The sequence below is a fragment of the Thermococcus argininiproducens genome (assembly GCF_023746595.1).
Classification (GTDB): domain Archaea; phylum Methanobacteriota_B; class Thermococci; order Thermococcales; family Thermococcaceae; genus Thermococcus_A; species Thermococcus_A argininiproducens.
This window is the reverse complement of sequence record NZ_CP080572.1, coordinates 1,358,965-1,373,032: the sequence shown is the minus strand read 5'-3', so window position 1 is coordinate 1,373,032 and position 14,068 is coordinate 1,358,965. Positions and strand designations below refer to the sequence as shown.

21 protein-coding genes are annotated in these 14,068 nt (G+C 38.4%); 9 read left to right on the top strand and 12 right to left on the bottom strand.

Features of this window, described 5'->3' with window-relative positions; genetic code table 11:
* Nucleotides 1–51: 51 nt before the first annotated feature.
* From speD to K1720_RS07400, 3 genes are all read right to left on the bottom strand, one after another.
* The gene (speD, locus tag K1720_RS07410; protein ID WP_251948117.1) at nt 52–426 is read right to left on the bottom strand and encodes an adenosylmethionine decarboxylase; all 375 of its coding nucleotides are present in this window, start codon (nt 424–426) and stop codon (nt 52–54) included.
* A gap of 61 nt (nt 427–487) precedes the next feature.
* Entirely contained in the window at nt 488–964 is a 477-nt protein-coding gene (locus K1720_RS07405) for a pyruvoyl-dependent arginine decarboxylase (protein ID WP_167887816.1), read from the bottom strand.
* Nucleotides 965–1,141: 177 nt separating this feature from the next.
* On the bottom strand, nt 1,142–2,305 hold the full coding sequence (locus tag K1720_RS07400) for a cation:proton antiporter (RefSeq protein ID WP_251948115.1): 1,164 nt from the start codon (nt 2,303–2,305) through the stop codon (nt 1,142–1,144).
* A gap of 61 nt (nt 2,306–2,366) precedes the next feature.
* Here K1720_RS07400 and K1720_RS07395 point away from each other — a divergent pair, with 61 nt between their 5' ends.
* A complete protein-coding gene (locus tag K1720_RS07395; RefSeq protein WP_423837328.1) occupies nt 2,367–2,762 on the top strand; it encodes an ACT domain-containing protein in 396 nt (131 codons plus the stop codon).
* On the opposite strand, the gene K1720_RS07390 is transcribed toward K1720_RS07395, so the two are convergent.
* From K1720_RS07390 to K1720_RS07355, 8 genes are read right to left on the bottom strand one after another with little or no spacing between them, the layout of a single operon-like run.
* Entirely contained in the window at nt 2,745–4,271 is a 1,527-nt protein-coding gene (locus K1720_RS07390; protein WP_251948110.1) for a proton-conducting transporter transmembrane domain-containing protein, read from the bottom strand. The two genes, K1720_RS07395 and K1720_RS07390, sit on opposite strands and share 18 nt — an antisense overlap.
* Nucleotides 4,268–4,561, bottom strand: coding sequence for a cation:proton antiporter subunit C (locus tag K1720_RS07385; protein WP_251948108.1), 294 nt, complete (start codon nt 4,559–4,561; stop codon nt 4,268–4,270). The genes K1720_RS07390 and K1720_RS07385 overlap by 4 nt, the downstream gene beginning before the upstream one ends.
* Nucleotides 4,554–4,976, bottom strand: a complete 423-nt coding sequence (locus K1720_RS07380) for a Na(+)/H(+) antiporter subunit B (RefSeq protein ID WP_251948106.1) — start codon at nt 4,974–4,976, stop codon at nt 4,554–4,556. Before K1720_RS07380 ends, K1720_RS07385 begins: the two co-directional genes overlap by 8 nt.
* Nucleotides 4,973–5,218: a Na(+)/H(+) antiporter subunit B gene (locus K1720_RS07375; protein WP_251948105.1), complete on the bottom strand. Its 246-nt coding sequence runs from the start codon at nt 5,216–5,218 to the stop codon at nt 4,973–4,975. The genes K1720_RS07380 and K1720_RS07375 overlap by 4 nt, the downstream gene beginning before the upstream one ends.
* Nucleotides 5,215–5,445 (bottom strand): hydrogenase subunit MbhD domain-containing protein, encoded by a 231-nt coding sequence (locus K1720_RS07370; protein ID WP_055283587.1) that lies wholly within the window; start codon nt 5,443–5,445, stop codon nt 5,215–5,217. The genes K1720_RS07375 and K1720_RS07370 overlap by 4 nt, the downstream gene beginning before the upstream one ends.
* Nucleotides 5,426–5,740 carry a monovalent cation/H(+) antiporter subunit G gene (gene mnhG / locus K1720_RS07365; protein ID WP_055283589.1) on the bottom strand — a complete coding sequence of 105 codons (315 nt, stop codon included), beginning with the start codon at nt 5,738–5,740 and terminating at the stop codon, nt 5,426–5,428. The genes K1720_RS07370 and mnhG overlap by 20 nt, the downstream gene beginning before the upstream one ends.
* Nucleotides 5,737–6,012, bottom strand: coding sequence for a monovalent cation/H+ antiporter complex subunit F (locus K1720_RS07360; RefSeq protein WP_055283590.1), 276 nt, complete (start codon nt 6,010–6,012; stop codon nt 5,737–5,739). Before K1720_RS07360 ends, mnhG begins: the two co-directional genes overlap by 4 nt.
* Nucleotides 5,988–6,593, bottom strand: coding sequence for a Na+/H+ antiporter subunit E (locus K1720_RS07355; RefSeq protein WP_251948103.1), 606 nt, complete (start codon nt 6,591–6,593; stop codon nt 5,988–5,990). The genes K1720_RS07360 and K1720_RS07355 overlap by 25 nt, the downstream gene beginning before the upstream one ends.
* A gap of 121 nt (nt 6,594–6,714) precedes the next feature.
* Here K1720_RS07355 and K1720_RS07350 point away from each other — a divergent pair, with 121 nt between their 5' ends.
* Both K1720_RS07350 and K1720_RS07345 read left to right on the top strand, forming a co-directional pair.
* Nucleotides 6,715–7,266, top strand: a complete 552-nt coding sequence (locus K1720_RS07350; RefSeq protein WP_055283594.1) for a TIGR00288 family NYN domain-containing protein — start codon at nt 6,715–6,717, stop codon at nt 7,264–7,266.
* A complete protein-coding gene (locus K1720_RS07345; RefSeq protein ID WP_055283596.1) occupies nt 7,217–7,741 on the top strand; it encodes a TIGR00288 family NYN domain-containing protein in 525 nt (174 codons plus the stop codon). Before K1720_RS07350 ends, K1720_RS07345 begins: the two co-directional genes overlap by 50 nt.
* A 4-nt stretch (nt 7,742–7,745) precedes the next feature.
* Here K1720_RS07345 and K1720_RS07340 read toward each other — a convergent pair whose 3' ends face one another.
* Nucleotides 7,746–8,198 (bottom strand): single- stranded DNA-binding family protein, encoded by a 453-nt coding sequence (locus K1720_RS07340; protein ID WP_251948101.1) that lies wholly within the window; start codon nt 8,196–8,198, stop codon nt 7,746–7,748.
* Nucleotides 8,199–8,255: 57 nt separating this feature from the next.
* Between K1720_RS07340 and K1720_RS07335 the strand changes: the two genes are divergently transcribed.
* The 6 genes from K1720_RS07335 to K1720_RS07310 all read left to right on the top strand — a co-directional run bounded on the left by K1720_RS07335 (nt 8,256) and on the right by K1720_RS07310 (nt 14,067).
* The gene (locus tag K1720_RS07335; protein ID WP_251948100.1) at nt 8,256–8,930 is read left to right on the top strand and encodes an adenylate kinase; all 675 of its coding nucleotides are present in this window, start codon (nt 8,256–8,258) and stop codon (nt 8,928–8,930) included.
* A gap of 110 nt (nt 8,931–9,040) precedes the next feature.
* Nucleotides 9,041–9,736, top strand: coding sequence for a class I SAM-dependent methyltransferase (locus tag K1720_RS07330; RefSeq protein WP_256468527.1), 696 nt, complete (start codon nt 9,041–9,043; stop codon nt 9,734–9,736).
* Complete coding sequence (locus K1720_RS07325; RefSeq protein ID WP_251948096.1) at nt 9,729–10,127, top strand: ParB/RepB/Spo0J family partition protein; 399 nt, start codon at nt 9,729–9,731, stop codon at nt 10,125–10,127. Before K1720_RS07330 ends, K1720_RS07325 begins: the two co-directional genes overlap by 8 nt.
* Nucleotides 10,128–10,143: 16 nt before the next feature.
* Complete coding sequence (locus tag K1720_RS07320) at nt 10,144–11,655, top strand: potassium channel family protein (RefSeq protein ID WP_251948085.1); 1,512 nt, start codon at nt 10,144–10,146, stop codon at nt 11,653–11,655.
* A gap of 44 nt (nt 11,656–11,699) precedes the next feature.
* Entirely contained in the window at nt 11,700–12,821 is a 1,122-nt protein-coding gene (locus tag K1720_RS07315; protein WP_251948083.1) for an ATP-NAD kinase family protein, read from the top strand.
* A 142-nt stretch (nt 12,822–12,963) separates the two neighbouring features.
* Nucleotides 12,964–14,067 (top strand): ABC transporter substrate-binding protein, encoded by a 1,104-nt coding sequence (locus K1720_RS07310; protein ID WP_251948081.1) that lies wholly within the window; start codon nt 12,964–12,966, stop codon nt 14,065–14,067.
* Nucleotide 14,068: the final 1 nt, after the last annotated feature.

Below are 14,068 nucleotides of genomic sequence, written 5' to 3'. Positions count from 1 at the left end.
CCATATTCAAAGATCTTCCCATTCCAAAAAGAAGATATAAAGGGAATAGACTCACTCTTTAAACAGAAGCCCCCTATCAAGCTTTACAATGCTTGGTCGTTTACATTTTAATTCCTTAATTATATATTCGCTTGCTTTAAGAGGCATGGTGTGATCCCCACACGTATAAACATCAACAGCCGCATAACCATGTTCAGGCCAAGTGTGAATCGCTATATGACTCTCAGAAACGACAACAACACCAGAAACACCCTGCGGTGAAAATTTATGGAAACGTTTATCTATAATCGTGGCATTTGCAACTTCAGCTGCCTTAGTAAGAACCTCTTCTACTTTTTCCATGTCGTCTAATATCTGAGGATCGCATTCGTAAAGGTCCAAAACCACATGCATTCCTATTGGATCGTTTACTACTACTTGAACCATCCACGTCACCCCCTTCCATGCACCACACCTCCTTTTATTTTGTTTTGAAAAATGAAAGAGATCAGTATGGCAACATGACAACGGCTGCAACAGCTGCAGCAGGCCTATCCTTAACGGTTACTTCAGCGACAGCAGCTTTAAATTCCTTAAGCTTCCAGCCTCTAACTTTAAAGCCTTCTTCGACCATTTTCTTTACCATTCTTTCTGCTTCTTCCTTAGTGCAGTAGCCACTGTATTCATATATGAGTCCACCTTCATTACCCTCGCTTATTCCCACTCCTAGAGCAGCGCTGATTGTGGACCCCGCTTCATCACTTTCTATGTGAGCGTAAACTGTGGGTAAAAGCATTCCTATTGGGATATTCTTAGGGAGTTCCTCCACCCACTCGATATATGATGGGATAACACTGCTAAGTTTCACTAGATTGACATTACCAATCCCCATCTTGAGTAAGGCATTATCAAAGGCGTTTAATTTTGTTCCTCCCTCAGCACTTGCAGCAAGTAAAATGGCTTTTTTTGGTGTTGTCCAACTCATATTTGTTTACCTCCTTTCTCTCCACAAATTATCATGTTATTTTTGATTTTAAGGTTATTTGATTAAGAATTCCGTTATCAATTTGAGGTTACCAGTATATTTGCTTATAAACCTTTCGCTTTTGCTCAGAAAAAATAGAAAAGAATGGAGGATAGAGTAAATCCCATATGGCCTGCTTTAAACCCGACCAACACTAAAATCGTCCTGAGATTTAATCTCTGATGTTGCTTTTCCAATAGTTGTAGAAAGGAACATTCCCAATATACTAGCCAATGAAGCCAGGGCATACAGATGTTCACTCAAAACTCCATATTCATAGCCCAGCTCCCCTACAAGGAGACCAAGAACACCAAAGCTTGCAATACCACTAGCTCGGGCAATGGTTTTCCGGATATCAGCATTCCACGTGAAGCCCATGGTAAGAAGAACCCTAATAACATACACAAGGACAAAGAAGTAAATAACCTCCACTGAAAATTCAGTTTCAAAATTTATCCCCCTCCATGCAAAGAATATAGGGGCAAAGATACCATAGGTTACTCCTGAAATTATTGTATGCACCCTTTTGTATTGCTTAGTTCCCATTAAATCACTGTGAAGTAAGAGACCTACTACAAACGCTCCAATGCTAAAGTGAAGGCCTATCATCTCACTCAAAAGGGCTATCGAAGTTGATAAAATCATTACTAACCCAAAAACAGCTTCATCGCTCTTCAAGTTTCTGAGACCTTTAATAATCAAGACCTTATGCTTAACATTAAGGAAGTAGTTTATTCCAAAAAGAGCACCTAAAAACAGCCCATCTTTTATAAGTTCCATTATTAATCCCAAATAACTCAAATGATAGACTTCAAAGTTGATGAGGATGTAGAGACTCACAAGTGCACCAACCTCGCTTATTACCGCGTATGAAAGGGCAATATGAGAGAAATCATCTCCGAAGAATCTGGAAAGTCTCAAAACGATAGGAGCTGATGCAACGGAGAGTATTGCCCCCACAATAAGATTTTCATGAGAGAGAGTGTAGTTTGTGAAAGGGAGAGTAACAAACGTCATTAGAGCGTATGTAAGAATGTAAATTGGAAGGCTCTTTTTTCCTCCAATGTGGACCTCTTCTGGGGTGAGCTCAAGACCTGCATACATCATGAGGAAAAATATTCCAAACTCAGCAAGAAGGTTTAACTCATTTCTAGGCATGGAAGTGAGGAATACTCCTAAGAATAACCCTGCTGAAATCTCCCCAAGAAACCCAGGATAACCAAACCGTTCAAATATTTCAGCAAAAATTCTTGCAATTGCAATTATGATAAAGACATACCCAATTACCCCATAAGGTTCCACATCTGCACCTCCACGTTTCTTGGTATCTATCCAATTAAAAAATTTTCTAAAACTGCAGAAGATTTTTTTGAAGATCGAAGAAAATGGGAAGGTTGAGATTCCTCTAGAATGGGCTTATGAAGTAGGACTTGTAAAAGATGCCTATTTCCTAGTGGAAATTGATACTGAGCTGAATGAAGTCCATATGGAAAGGATAGCCTTGCCGGGGAAACAGTTAGTTGAGATTGAACTTGTGGTCAAAGATCAGCCTGGAGTTTTGGCCAAGATTACAGGGTTACTAGGCAGACATCGTATAAACATTCTCTTTAGTGAAGCCGAGGAAATGGAGCAAATTGGACTAGGAGCAATAGTTGCCGTTGTGGACGTGAGTCAGGCAGATATAACTTTAGACCGACTTTTAAAGGAGCTACAAGTAATAGAGGAAGTCATGGAAGTATCTCTAAAGGAGATTAAATAAAAGAAAGAGTAATACTACACCAAAAATCATCATGTATGCATTTATCTCCTTGCCGAATTCAGAAGTATCAAAGGGAAAACCCGAAGGCAAATGAACTCTAAAGACTCCTGCTTTTTTAAGGGCATAGAACAATATCAGGGCAATAGTAATATTTAGGAAATCTTTTACTACCTGCAAATGGGGATATAAATATATTCCAAAGATCAGAGTAATTAACCCCAACAATAGGGAAAGCATCTCTTTTTTCATTGGGATGTGGATCCTTTTACCTCTTTTTGAAAGGTAGTAATTGAGCTTTATAAAGGAAGCAAGTGTGCCAATTGTTCCACCATAGAATAAATATCTCTGAATATCCTTAAGCCCTTCAAGCAGCATGATCTTTCCAAAAGCACCAATAAATGGGCTGATTCCCCCAATTGCAAGACTTAATAAAATTACTGAAACCATCAGGAATTTGCTATCTCTGTAGGACAACTTCTCTAAATCACGGGTGTTATAATGCTCTGCTATTGTTCCAACACTTAAGAAAAGTCCTCCTTTAAAGAGTGAATGAGCCATAGCATAATACGCAGCAGCCAAAGGATTTAACATAGCTATGCCAAGAAGCACGTAAGCCATCTGAGATACTGTGTGATATGCTAAAAGCCTTTCAGAATTTTTCTGAAGTAGGGCCATGATTATACCAAAGAACATTGAAGCAAATGCTGTTACAAATAAAACGTCCTGCATGAACGTATTCAGAGGGAACGTTAATATTAGAAGTATCATTCCATAAGCAGGCATTTTAACAACCAAACCTGAAAGTAGAGCACTTACAGGGGCATCTGCCTTGGAATGGGCGTCTGGAAGCCAGAAGTGGAGAGGAAAAATACCGCTCTTTAATAGAAGAGAGATAAATGCCAAACCTAATGCAACGTTTATCTCCTTTGAGAATGTGAGTCTCTCCTTTACCAATGCCAAGTTTAAATATCCTGTCTTTAAGTAGATTATACCGATAGCTAAGATAAAAATGTATGAGGCCAGCAAGGAGAAAAGCGCATATTTAAACGCGGCTCTTCTTGCACCTTTTTCTTTAGAGATTGCGACTAAAGCAAAGCTTGAAACCGATGCTATCTCCATATAAACATAGTAATTAAAAATGTCCCTGCTTATAAAGGCCCCAAGAAGACCTGCGTGAAGGAGGAGCAATATTACATATACCTTATTCTCAATTTTTTTCGGATAGTATCCACTGTAGATATAGAGGGCAACAATAGTAAAGAGAATCAGCTCCCCCACTAGGAATGGAAAGTTGTAGGAATCAATCATTATTTCAATGCCAGCAGGCCTTTCCCACCCACCGACTATCTCAGCATAAGGTAATTCTAAAAGTATAAAAGGCACAAAAGCCCAAGAAGAAATAGCCCCAATTAAAAATAAGTATTTAGAACGCTTTTCCATTCCTAATGCAGGTACCACTGAGAGCATGAAAGCAAATAACAGTGGGGCCGCTACAAGTAAGGGAATCATTCTTCCTCACTCTCCATTTTTAAAATTAGTGCTAAAGCAAGAGATGTAATTGCAACGTCAACTACGAGAGTCGTGAGCATCAGAGTAGCAGGTAAGGGGTCCACTATAATCCTTCTGGGGAGTATTGGAACATCTCCTCCCTCAATATAACCTGTGCCAATGAAAAAGAGGACGAGACCTACAGAAACCACGTTTATTGAGAGTACTAACTTAATCAGGTTCTCCTTTGTCATAAGACCATAAAACCCGATTAACATTATTATAATCCCTGCTATCTCCGGACTAATCACGTTCCACCCACCTCAGTAAAATATAAAACATGAAAGTAAAAGCCGCACCAACTTTTAAGGCCACTCCTATATTGAAGAGAGGCACTATACCTCCACTCAGCAAAGCTCCAACATCACCTCCCCTCAAGAAATTATAGAAAAAGTTTCCAAAGAATACTCCTAAAATTCCCAAGAAAACCAAAAATGCCCCTGAGATACCTTCTATAAGCTGCACTTCCCAGAATTTAAATGTTTTTCTAACCCTTTTATACCCATGGGAGGTTATCAAAAGAACAATGCTAACCGCAAGAATAACTCCTGCTTGAAAGCCCCCTCCAGGGCTTAAATGGCCATATGTCATCAAGTAAACAGAATATGTAACTAAAAACGGGCTTACAAGCTTTGTAGTCGTTCTTACGATAGGAGTCATTTTCATCTTTTCTTCCCTCCAAGGAGGAGATAAAACCCTGCAATTGCAGTGAATAAAAGAGTGGCCTCCCCCAAACTATCATAAACTCTCCAATCTGCTAAAATTGCAGTAACCAAATTTGGGACCCCTACCTCTCTCCAATGAGTAGTATAATATTCATAACTCCCCCCTTCTGCCCGCGAATAATCAAGAGATATAAAAACAGCTACTAGAGCGACTACTATGAAGAAGGCTATTATTCTTTTCATTTTTCCACCTCCCTAATAGTAAAGAGAAATACTCCTATAACAACAGCCCCAACTACTATTGCAGAAAGAGCTACATCTGGAGCCTTCAAAAGCACGAGCACAAGAACAAAAGCCAAGCTCAGGAAAGCATATTTAACTACTGCATTAACCAGATTCTTTTCCTCAATCACTGCCACTGAAAGGATTATCATTGCCACAAGGAGAAGTTCAAGGATTATCCCAGGCATACATATCCACCACAACTTTTGGTCTTATACCATACTTATAAGCTCCCCTCGCAATTGCATGAGAGATCATGGGATTTACCAAAGCTATCAAAAATGCTAATACAAGGAATTTGAGTTTAACTAGTGGAGAGGCCTGAGAAGCAATAGCTAGAGCTATTAAAATACTCATTGCTCCACCTGTATCACATTTAGTAGCGGCATGAAGTCTTGTATAAACATCTGGAAAACGAAGGATTCCCAGTGTACCAAACAGCATTATCGATTCTCCAAGTAGAAGGAAGAAATATTCTATCACCTAGCTCCCTCCATATATTTTGCTAGAATAAGACCTCCCACTGCATTGACCATTAAAAGCACTATTGCGAGGTCTAAGAAGAAATATTCATTCATTATGAAACCAAAAATAGCCAAAACCACCACTACTTTTGTGGTCACTGTATTTATTCCCACAATTCTATCAGCTAACGTTGGTCCAAAAAGAACTCTATACGATAATATCAAAGATGTAGCCACCAATATTAAAGCTCCCCAGCCAAATGGATTCACCAGAAGATCTTCTTCAACCATCCCTCGATATCCCCCTTAATCTTCTCCCCAGCTTTTTCTCTATTGAGAGTTTCCACCTTTATCCAGTGAACATATAGATAGGTCTCTCCAAGTTTTTTATTCACATCTACAGTTAATGTCCCCGGAGTTAAAGTTATAGAATTAGCCAGAATTGTTATACCTGTGTTTGAGTGTAGATCAGTCTTTATTTTCACGATACCTGGATTTATATCCATAAGAATCGCATGTCTTGCTACTTTAAAGTTACTCTCAATTAGCCTGAACACCATGATGAAGAGGTACTGTGGAATAACAAAAAAGGCGATATAAAGAATTTTCTCTACTATATGGCCACTCTTTCTTATATCACTAGTGAGCATTTCATACATAAAAAGAGATATTATAAAAGTCGCTATTCCGCCAATGAAAAGATTCTCTGATCTTATATTTGCACTTATAATTACCCAAAATGAAAAAAGCGCAATCCAAGTTAAAACTATCTGTTCCCATTTTGGAAGTTTTTGTGCCTCATAAGTTTCAAACAATACCCTCTGCTTTATTTCATCAAGTCGTTCTCTGAGATAAAAAGGGACTCTACTCATGTATTATATTAGGTTTCTACCAATTATAACCCTTTTGTTAAGCCTTACCCAACTTTTTTATACTCTAAAAACATAATTCTTACATAAAGTTTTGAAAATATCAACGATTATGGTGATAACGATGCCCAGCAATTGGGAAAAGATAGTCTCGATAACAAAAGGGGGAGTAAGAAGTATTGCAATGATGAAACAAAAAATTCAACGAGGCAAAAAGATTGCTTTACTCATAGATGGTCCCAATATACTAAGAAAAGAGTTCCACGTCCATCTTGAGGATATAGTTAAGGCCCTAGAAGAGTTTGGAAATATTAGAGTGGCGAAGGTTATATTAAACCAGTACGCTCCCCAAGGACTTATTGAAGCTATTGCAAATCAGGGTTTTGAACCAATAATTGTTGCTGGAGAAACAGGAGTAAAACTTGCTGTTGAAGCCATGAGAGAGATATATAATCCAAATGTAGATATAATCGCTTTAGCAACCCGAAATGCTGAATTTTTGCCCATAATATTAAAAGCAAAAGAGAAGGGAAAAGAAACTGCTATAATTGGGATTGAACCTGGGTTTAGTGCAGCTTTAAAACATGCCGCAGATTATGTGGTAATTCTTGAAAGAGGTGAAGCTAATGAGAGCATCTCTATTCAAGATACTGAGAAGAGAAGAAGGAAAGCCTAGAGAAAAAGAAAAGAAAGAAGTTCCCAAGACCCCTCCAAAGAGTGTAGGGCTTATAATTGATGGACCCAATATATTAAGAAAGGAATTTGGGATAAAACTTGAAAACATAAAAGAAGCTCTAGAAAAGATCGGAAAGATTAGGGTGGCTAAAGTTGTTTTAAACCAGTACGCTCCCCAAGGACTTATTGAGGCCATTGTAAACCAAGGATTTGAACCAATAATAGTTGCCGGAGATACAGATGTAAGAATTGCCATTGAAGCAATGGAGCTTATATACAATAGTGACATCGAGGTAATAGCCCTCGCTACAAGAGATGCAGATTTTCTGCCAATAATAAATGAGGGGAAAGGAAAGGGTAAGGAGACCGTCATTATAGGGGTAGAACCAGGCTTCAGCATTGCTCTCCAGAATGCCGCCGATTATGTCATTAAGATGGAAGGAAAAGGCGAACAAACTGAAGGGTATGAAGAGTAATACACTATTCCTCTTCAAACTCTAACTTTAGAGATGTGTATTCCCTTTTAAGCTGCTCTACTATTTGAGAGACTTCTGCACTAAGGCCCATTAGTTTTTCAGAAAGTTTACTAAGTTCTTCTATGGCAATTTCCAAGGCCTTTTCACTTTCTTCTACCTCTTTCATGGCCTCAGCAAGCTTTTCTTCTTCCTCCCGTTTGTATACTTCGATTTTTAAGGTATCATAATTCCACATTATTTCGCTACTTCTGATAGAAAACTCTATTGAAATTCGCACAACATCTTCTTTTCTAACTCCCATTTCTTGAAGTTTCTCGAATAAATATTGATTCAGCTGCGCAGCTGCTCTTACAACCTTTTCGGGGTTAAGTTTTCCCCGCGTTAATGCAAAAAGAACTTTTCTAACCTTATTTGCATACCCGCTTGCCCTAACAAATCCTGTTGAGAGCCTGGGCATAGCTCCCCACCATAATACTTTAATGCACTGAAAATATATATCGATATTGGTGATCAAATGAATATTTTAATTTTTGGTCCTCCAGGTTCTGGAAAATCTACTCATTCAAGAAGAATTATAGAAAAATATCATATCGAATACATCGCTTCAGGAGATATAATACGAGCTGAGATAAACAAAGAAAACGCTTTAGGCCGAGAAATGAGAAAATATATAGAAAAAGGAGAGTTACTCCCAGACACGGTGATAAATACTCTCGTTCTTTCAAAACTACGAAGGAGAAGAGAAAACTTCATCATAGATGGATACCCTCGAACAGCCGAACAGGTTTTAGCACTAGAAAACTTCTTGTATGACCATGGAATAAAAATAGATCTAGCAATCGACATTTTTATTTCAAAAGAGGAAAGTATAACCCGCATATCGGGGAGAAGAATTTGCAAACGCTGTGGGGCTGTCTACCATATAAAATACAACCCACCCAAAATTTCTGGAAAATGCGATGTTTGTGGTGGAGAAGTGATTCAAAGAGAAGACGACAAGCCAGAAATAGTGTCAAAAAGATATGACATCTATATCAACAACATGAATCCCATAATTAAGTTCTACAAAGGGCAGGGAGTGTATGTACAGATAAACGGGCATGGAGGGATAGAAGAAGTTTGGGAAAGAATTAGGCCCCTATTAGATTATATATGGAATAGAGAAAGAAAAAGAGAAGAATTTGAATAACTAGAACCCTTCACTATTATACTGGGAATTTCAGATTAGCCATCTCACCAAAAATAACTTAAAACCATGCATGGAAGAATATCTAAAACAGTAATCTGCAAAGGAACTCACTGGAAGGAGAGAGAATGGCGGAGTATTTTGATAAAATTGCCTATAGATACGACGATTGGTACAAAACCAAGGTAGGGCAGTATGTAGACAGGACAGAGAAAAAGCTAGTCTTCTCCATGATAAAAAGCAGGAATGGAAAAGCCCTCGATCTAGGATGTGGTACTGGGAATTACACACTAGAACTCTATATGAGAGGCTTTGACGTTGTTGGGGTTGATTTAAGCGAAGAAATGTTAAAAATTGCCAGAACAAAGCTTCCCCGCGTTAAATTTATCAGAGCAAATGCATACTCTTTACCCTTCAAGGAGAACACTTTTGATCTAGTGCTGAGCATTACAATGTTTGAATTCATCCACAAACCAGAACTTGCCTTAAATGAGATTTACAGAGTGTTAAGACCAGGAGGAGAAGTCGTGATAGGTACTATGAACGGCAAAAGCCTCTGGTTTATTTTTAAGCGCATAAAGAGCCTTTTTGAAGAAACTGCATATAGATATGCAAGATTTTACACTCCAAATGAACTGGAAAGACTAATGAAAGGAGCTGGTTTTGAAGATGTCGAGAGTAAAGGAATTATCTTCTTCCCCTCATTCTTTCCCTTTGTAAAGTTAGCTGAGAGGCTCGATGAAAAGTTTAGCGATAAGCTAAAGAACCTTGGAGCATTTATATTAGTTAGGGGAGTTAAGGGTGATTAGACTAATAACAAGGGAAGAAGCTTTTAAACGAGCTGAAAGGATAAAAAAAGAGAATGAAGCAATTTATGGGATCCAGTTCAAAATTTATCAAAAATATCTTCCATTTGATATTCTTACACCCACCCAATGGGAATTGAGTGAGAAAAAGCTGCTAGTGGTCCTTCAGGAAATAGTTCATGGATACGATGCACCAGTTATTGTTCTTGAACATAGGGGGAAGTATTACATTTTAGACGGCCATCATAGAGCATATGCTAGAAAAAAATTAGGATTCTCACAAGTTGAGGCAATAATCCTTAAGCCTACTCATGACATCCCCACGAAAATAGAAGAATCCGTGAAAAAAGCAAAGCTGAAGAGTCTGGATGATGTAGTGATTGTTAAAGAGTAGTATCTAGGGGATGTCTATGTGTGAATATACATTTGAAAACGGGGAGAAATGTAGAATAAAAGCCATATCCGGTTCAAAGTATTGTTCACTTCACATCCCCTTTGAAGAGGGTGAACTTCTCTATGGTGAGAAAATCAAAGAAATAAAAGAAAGAGCGTTTAAAAGAAAGTTAGAAAGAGGGGTAAGATATTTTGAGGGTATTCAGCTTTATGAGGCAAAGATCTCAAACTTAACGAGCAAAAAACCCCTTGTTTTCAAGAACTCAAAGATAAAAACACTCATTGTAGAAAGTTCTCATCTAAAAGGAATAACCCTGTACAAATGTGAAATTGAACGGGTAATTATCCTCTCGTCGACTATAGGTACTCTGTGGGTTAAAGGCTCAACATTCTTCGGATTTAACCTGCTAGATGTGAAGTTTGGAAACTCAATTTACATCCGTGAAAGTATAGTGAGATACATTATGATGAACTCTGTACAACATGTAGAAGGTATGAAACCCCATGAGGAAGAGTATGGAGAAAAAGAGGCAGTATATGGAAGAATAGAACTTTCTGAGCTTAAGAAGGTTAGAAGGATAGGCATAAATTCACGTTATCCCTTGCTTAAAGATGTATTAGAAGAGCACGGAATTAACTTCTCAGGCATTTCAAGAAAGCACGTTAAGGCGAAAATCTTTATCATCAAGAACGTTGAATTTGATCCGAGCCCAAGGTTCAAGAGACAAGTTAGAGTTTTTATAAGAAACCTCGATAGTATTCTACAACTGGAGAATTTGGAGATCTCTGGGCATGTTGAAATAAGGGGTGGGCGGTTAAGAATCCCCGAGTTTATTCACACCACAGTTCAAAATAACCTAGTATTTAGGAATGTCACTTTTTACGGGGACATAACATGGAATCTCACTGTACTCCCAAACTTGCCAGCTGAATTGACTGTTAAAGGGTTTGTAATTTTGGAAAAGTGTCGTTTTAATAATCCTACGATGGAGGAGTTCTTTTACAGATTAGCTAGAATTAGCTGGGAGAAAAGTGGAGACAAAGAAAAAGCAGATATGTACTACTACTTAGAGATGCTTGCAAGAAGAAAGCAGAAGATGGGAAGATATATGACATATCTACCTAAACTTGGAATTGGAGTAAAGCTACCATCTCTACATTTCAGAAAAGTCCAAGTAAAAGCAAAGCACTATATCCACCTCCTTGAGGGAGTTTTTGAGTGGTTTTTTGCAGACTTAACATGTAAATACGGGACAGACTGGAAAAGACCAATTCTAATTTGGATTTTCATGGTTAACATTATATTCCCATCAGTTTTCTATTTCACAAAAAGTGTCACAAGTTTCGGCGTCCCCCTTGAAAGTTTTTGGGATTACGAATATTTTAGCATAGTAACAGCTACAACGCTCGGTTATGGAGATCTCCATCCTATTGGAATAGGGAGAATCTTCGCTTCACTTGAAGCCCTATTCGGAATGTTCATGTGGGCAGTCTTCTTGACGGTCTTTGCAAGAAAATACATGCGGTAAGTTTAAACTTTCACTGAAAGGAATAATACCAGTGAGGGATGAAAATGAAAGTTGGTCTAATAGTAAATCCAATAGCAGGAATGGGTGGAAAAGTGGCCCTTAAGGGAACTGATGGGGTTGTAGAAGAGGCCATAAAAAGAGGAGCAAAACCAGTTGCAATTGAAATCACAAAATTGTTCCTAAAAGAGCTCTCCCATTACGATATAAATGTGGAATTCGTAACTGGACCAGATGGATTGGGTGAAGATGCTCTTAAAGAATTCAATTTTCCTTATGAAGTTATCAGATACAGAAAAATAGGGGAAAAGAAGATCCTTACTATCAAAATACCAGATACTACTAAAGAAGATACAAAAAAACTTGCAACCATTATGAACGAGAAAGTTGATATAATCCTCTTTGCTGGTGGTGATGGAACTGCAAGGGATATCTACGAGGCAATAGATAAGAAAAAACCCATCTTAGGTATTCCAACTGGTGTTAAAATGTTTTCAGGAACTTTTGCAACTTCCCCGGAGGATGCTGCAAGACTTTTGGTAGAACTTGCAAAAGGCAATGCAAAACTTGTCGAAAGGGAGATTCTTGACCTAGACGAAAATGCATACAGACATGATGAAGTAAAAGCGAGAACTTATGGAACTGCCCTTACTCCTTATATTGAAACCTTTATTCAAGGAGCTAAAGAGTCTACCCCCCTTGATGAAGGGGAAGAGTTAGATGCAATAGCAGAGGCTCTTGTAGGAGAACTTGAAGATGGGATTTACTTCCTCGGAGCCGGTTCAACAGTAAAGAAAATAAAAGACTTGCTCAGTATAAATGGGACCCTCTTAGGGATTGATATTGTAGAGATAAAAAATGGAAAAGCAAAACTTCTTGTAAAAGATGCTCAGGAAAGAGACCTGCTAAAATTTGTGAAAAATAAACCTAAAATAATTGTCACTGTAGTCGGGGGACTTAACTTTCTGTTTGGACGAGGTAATCAGCAGTTTTCACCAGAAGTCTTGAAACACCTTCCCAAAGAAGATATTATTGTAGTGGCCACTCCATCAAAAGTCCAAAAGCCACTACGAGTTTATACTGGAAATAAAGATGTAGATGAGAAATTCAAAGGATACATCAAGGTTAGAATTTCTCCGTGGGTCGAAAAAATGGTGAGAGTAATTTAAAGAAGCCCTATCATAAGGAATTGGCTTTTGTTCTTTAACTTTTGGTTAATCACCTTCTGTTTGAAAAACCCTTAAAAAATTATTTCTGCACTTTGTAGTGTCACCAAAAAGAAAAATAGTAGCACGATTGGTGGTGAAATTTATGAAAAGTAGCAAGATGTTGTTGGCGCTGCTTGTAATATCCATCTTAGCATTCAACAGTGCATGTGTCCAAAAGACTCCAATGGAAACAGCCTCCACCTCAACCACCCAAGAAAAGACAACAAGTGCATCTCATGCTCAAACAGAAACTCAAGAAAAAATAGTAATCACAGACTTTGCAGGAAGAGATGTAACTTTAGAGAAAGTTCCAGAACGAATAATTGTTTTAACAGGTTATTGGACCGAGATTCTTCACATACTTGGTTTAGATGATAAAATTGTTGGCATTGGAAAGTACGTTCCAAATAATCCTTATGTCCCTGAGGAGGTTAAGCAAAAGCCAGCAGTGGGGAGTTCATTTAAAGGCCTTAATTGGGAAAGTGTTGCAAGCTTAGAGCCAGATTTAATAATCGTTGACTGGTATGGAGGCAAATACAAGGACAAGGAGACAATTGAGAAAGCAGAAGAAATCGGCATTCCAGTTATAGCATTAACTGCCAAAAGTGTGGAGGATAACGTTAAAGTTGTAGAGCTTTTGGGGAAAGTTTTTGGGAAGGAAGAGAAAGCTGAGGAGCTTTCAAATTGGATGGAGAGCAAGTTGGAAGAAGTGAACAAAATAGCCAGCCAAATTCCAGCGGATAAAAAGAAGAACGTCATTATCATAAATGCTCCCAAAGATATAAACGGCCCAATCACAGTTTATGCAAAAGGGAGTGCTTGGGCAAGCATCGTTGAGCTCGTTGGTGCTCACAACTTAGCCTACGACAAAGAGTTCGACACCCAGTGGCCGAAGCTTGATTTGGAGAAGATAATTGCATACTGGGGAGACAAAGCTGATGTTATAATCGTAACCTCCTTCAGTCAAGATACGCTTGAAAAAGCTGTGAACGACATAAAAAACGACCCAAGATGGAGAGAAATTAAAGCAGTTAAGGAAGGGCATGTTTACGGAATTTTGGCCGGTTCTAAAGGATTCCTAGACTGGGGTCCAAGGATAGTTGTGGGAGTCTACCAAATGGGTGGACTAATTTATCCAGAATACTATCCCGACTGGGAGCCAATCTACAATGAGATACTCCAGAAGTTCTACAAGATAGAGGGGTGAA

Bases quoted from the DNA above. Each gene is read 5' to 3' on its own strand.
- speD (WP_251948117.1), bottom strand. From the start codon at position 426: ATGGTTCAAGTAGTAGTAAACGATCCAATAGGAATGCATGTGGTTTTG.
- K1720_RS07405 (WP_167887816.1), bottom strand. From the start codon at position 964: ATGAGTTGGACAACACCAAAAAAAGCCATTTTACTTGCTGCAAGTGCT.
- K1720_RS07390 (WP_251948110.1), bottom strand. From the start codon at position 4,271: ATGATTCCCTTACTTGTAGCGGCCCCACTGTTATTTGCTTTCATGCTC.
- K1720_RS07380 (WP_251948106.1), bottom strand. From the start codon at position 4,976: ATGAAAATGACTCCTATCGTAAGAACGACTACAAAGCTTGTAAGCCCG.
- K1720_RS07375 (WP_251948105.1), bottom strand. From the start codon at position 5,218: ATGAAAAGAATAATAGCCTTCTTCATAGTAGTCGCTCTAGTAGCTGTT.
- K1720_RS07370 (WP_055283587.1), bottom strand. From the start codon at position 5,445: ATGCCTGGGATAATCCTTGAACTTCTCCTTGTGGCAATGATAATCCTT.
- K1720_RS07360 (WP_055283590.1), bottom strand. From the start codon at position 6,012: ATGGTTGAAGAAGATCTTCTGGTGAATCCATTTGGCTGGGGAGCTTTA.
- K1720_RS07355 (WP_251948103.1), bottom strand. From the start codon at position 6,593: ATGAGTAGAGTCCCTTTTTATCTCAGAGAACGACTTGATGAAATAAAG.
- K1720_RS07350 (WP_055283594.1), top strand. From the start codon at position 6,715: ATGCCCAGCAATTGGGAAAAGATAGTCTCGATAACAAAAGGGGGAGTA.
- K1720_RS07345 (WP_055283596.1), top strand. From the start codon at position 7,217: ATGAGAGCATCTCTATTCAAGATACTGAGAAGAGAAGAAGGAAAGCCT.
- K1720_RS07340 (WP_251948101.1), bottom strand. From the start codon at position 8,198: ATGCCCAGGCTCTCAACAGGATTTGTTAGGGCAAGCGGGTATGCAAAT.
- K1720_RS07335 (WP_251948100.1), top strand. From the start codon at position 8,256: ATGAATATTTTAATTTTTGGTCCTCCAGGTTCTGGAAAATCTACTCAT.
- K1720_RS07320 (WP_251948085.1), top strand. From the start codon at position 10,144: ATGTGTGAATATACATTTGAAAACGGGGAGAAATGTAGAATAAAAGCC.
- K1720_RS07315 (WP_251948083.1), top strand. From the start codon at position 11,700: ATGAAAGTTGGTCTAATAGTAAATCCAATAGCAGGAATGGGTGGAAAA.
- K1720_RS07310 (WP_251948081.1), top strand. From the start codon at position 12,964: ATGAAAAGTAGCAAGATGTTGTTGGCGCTGCTTGTAATATCCATCTTA.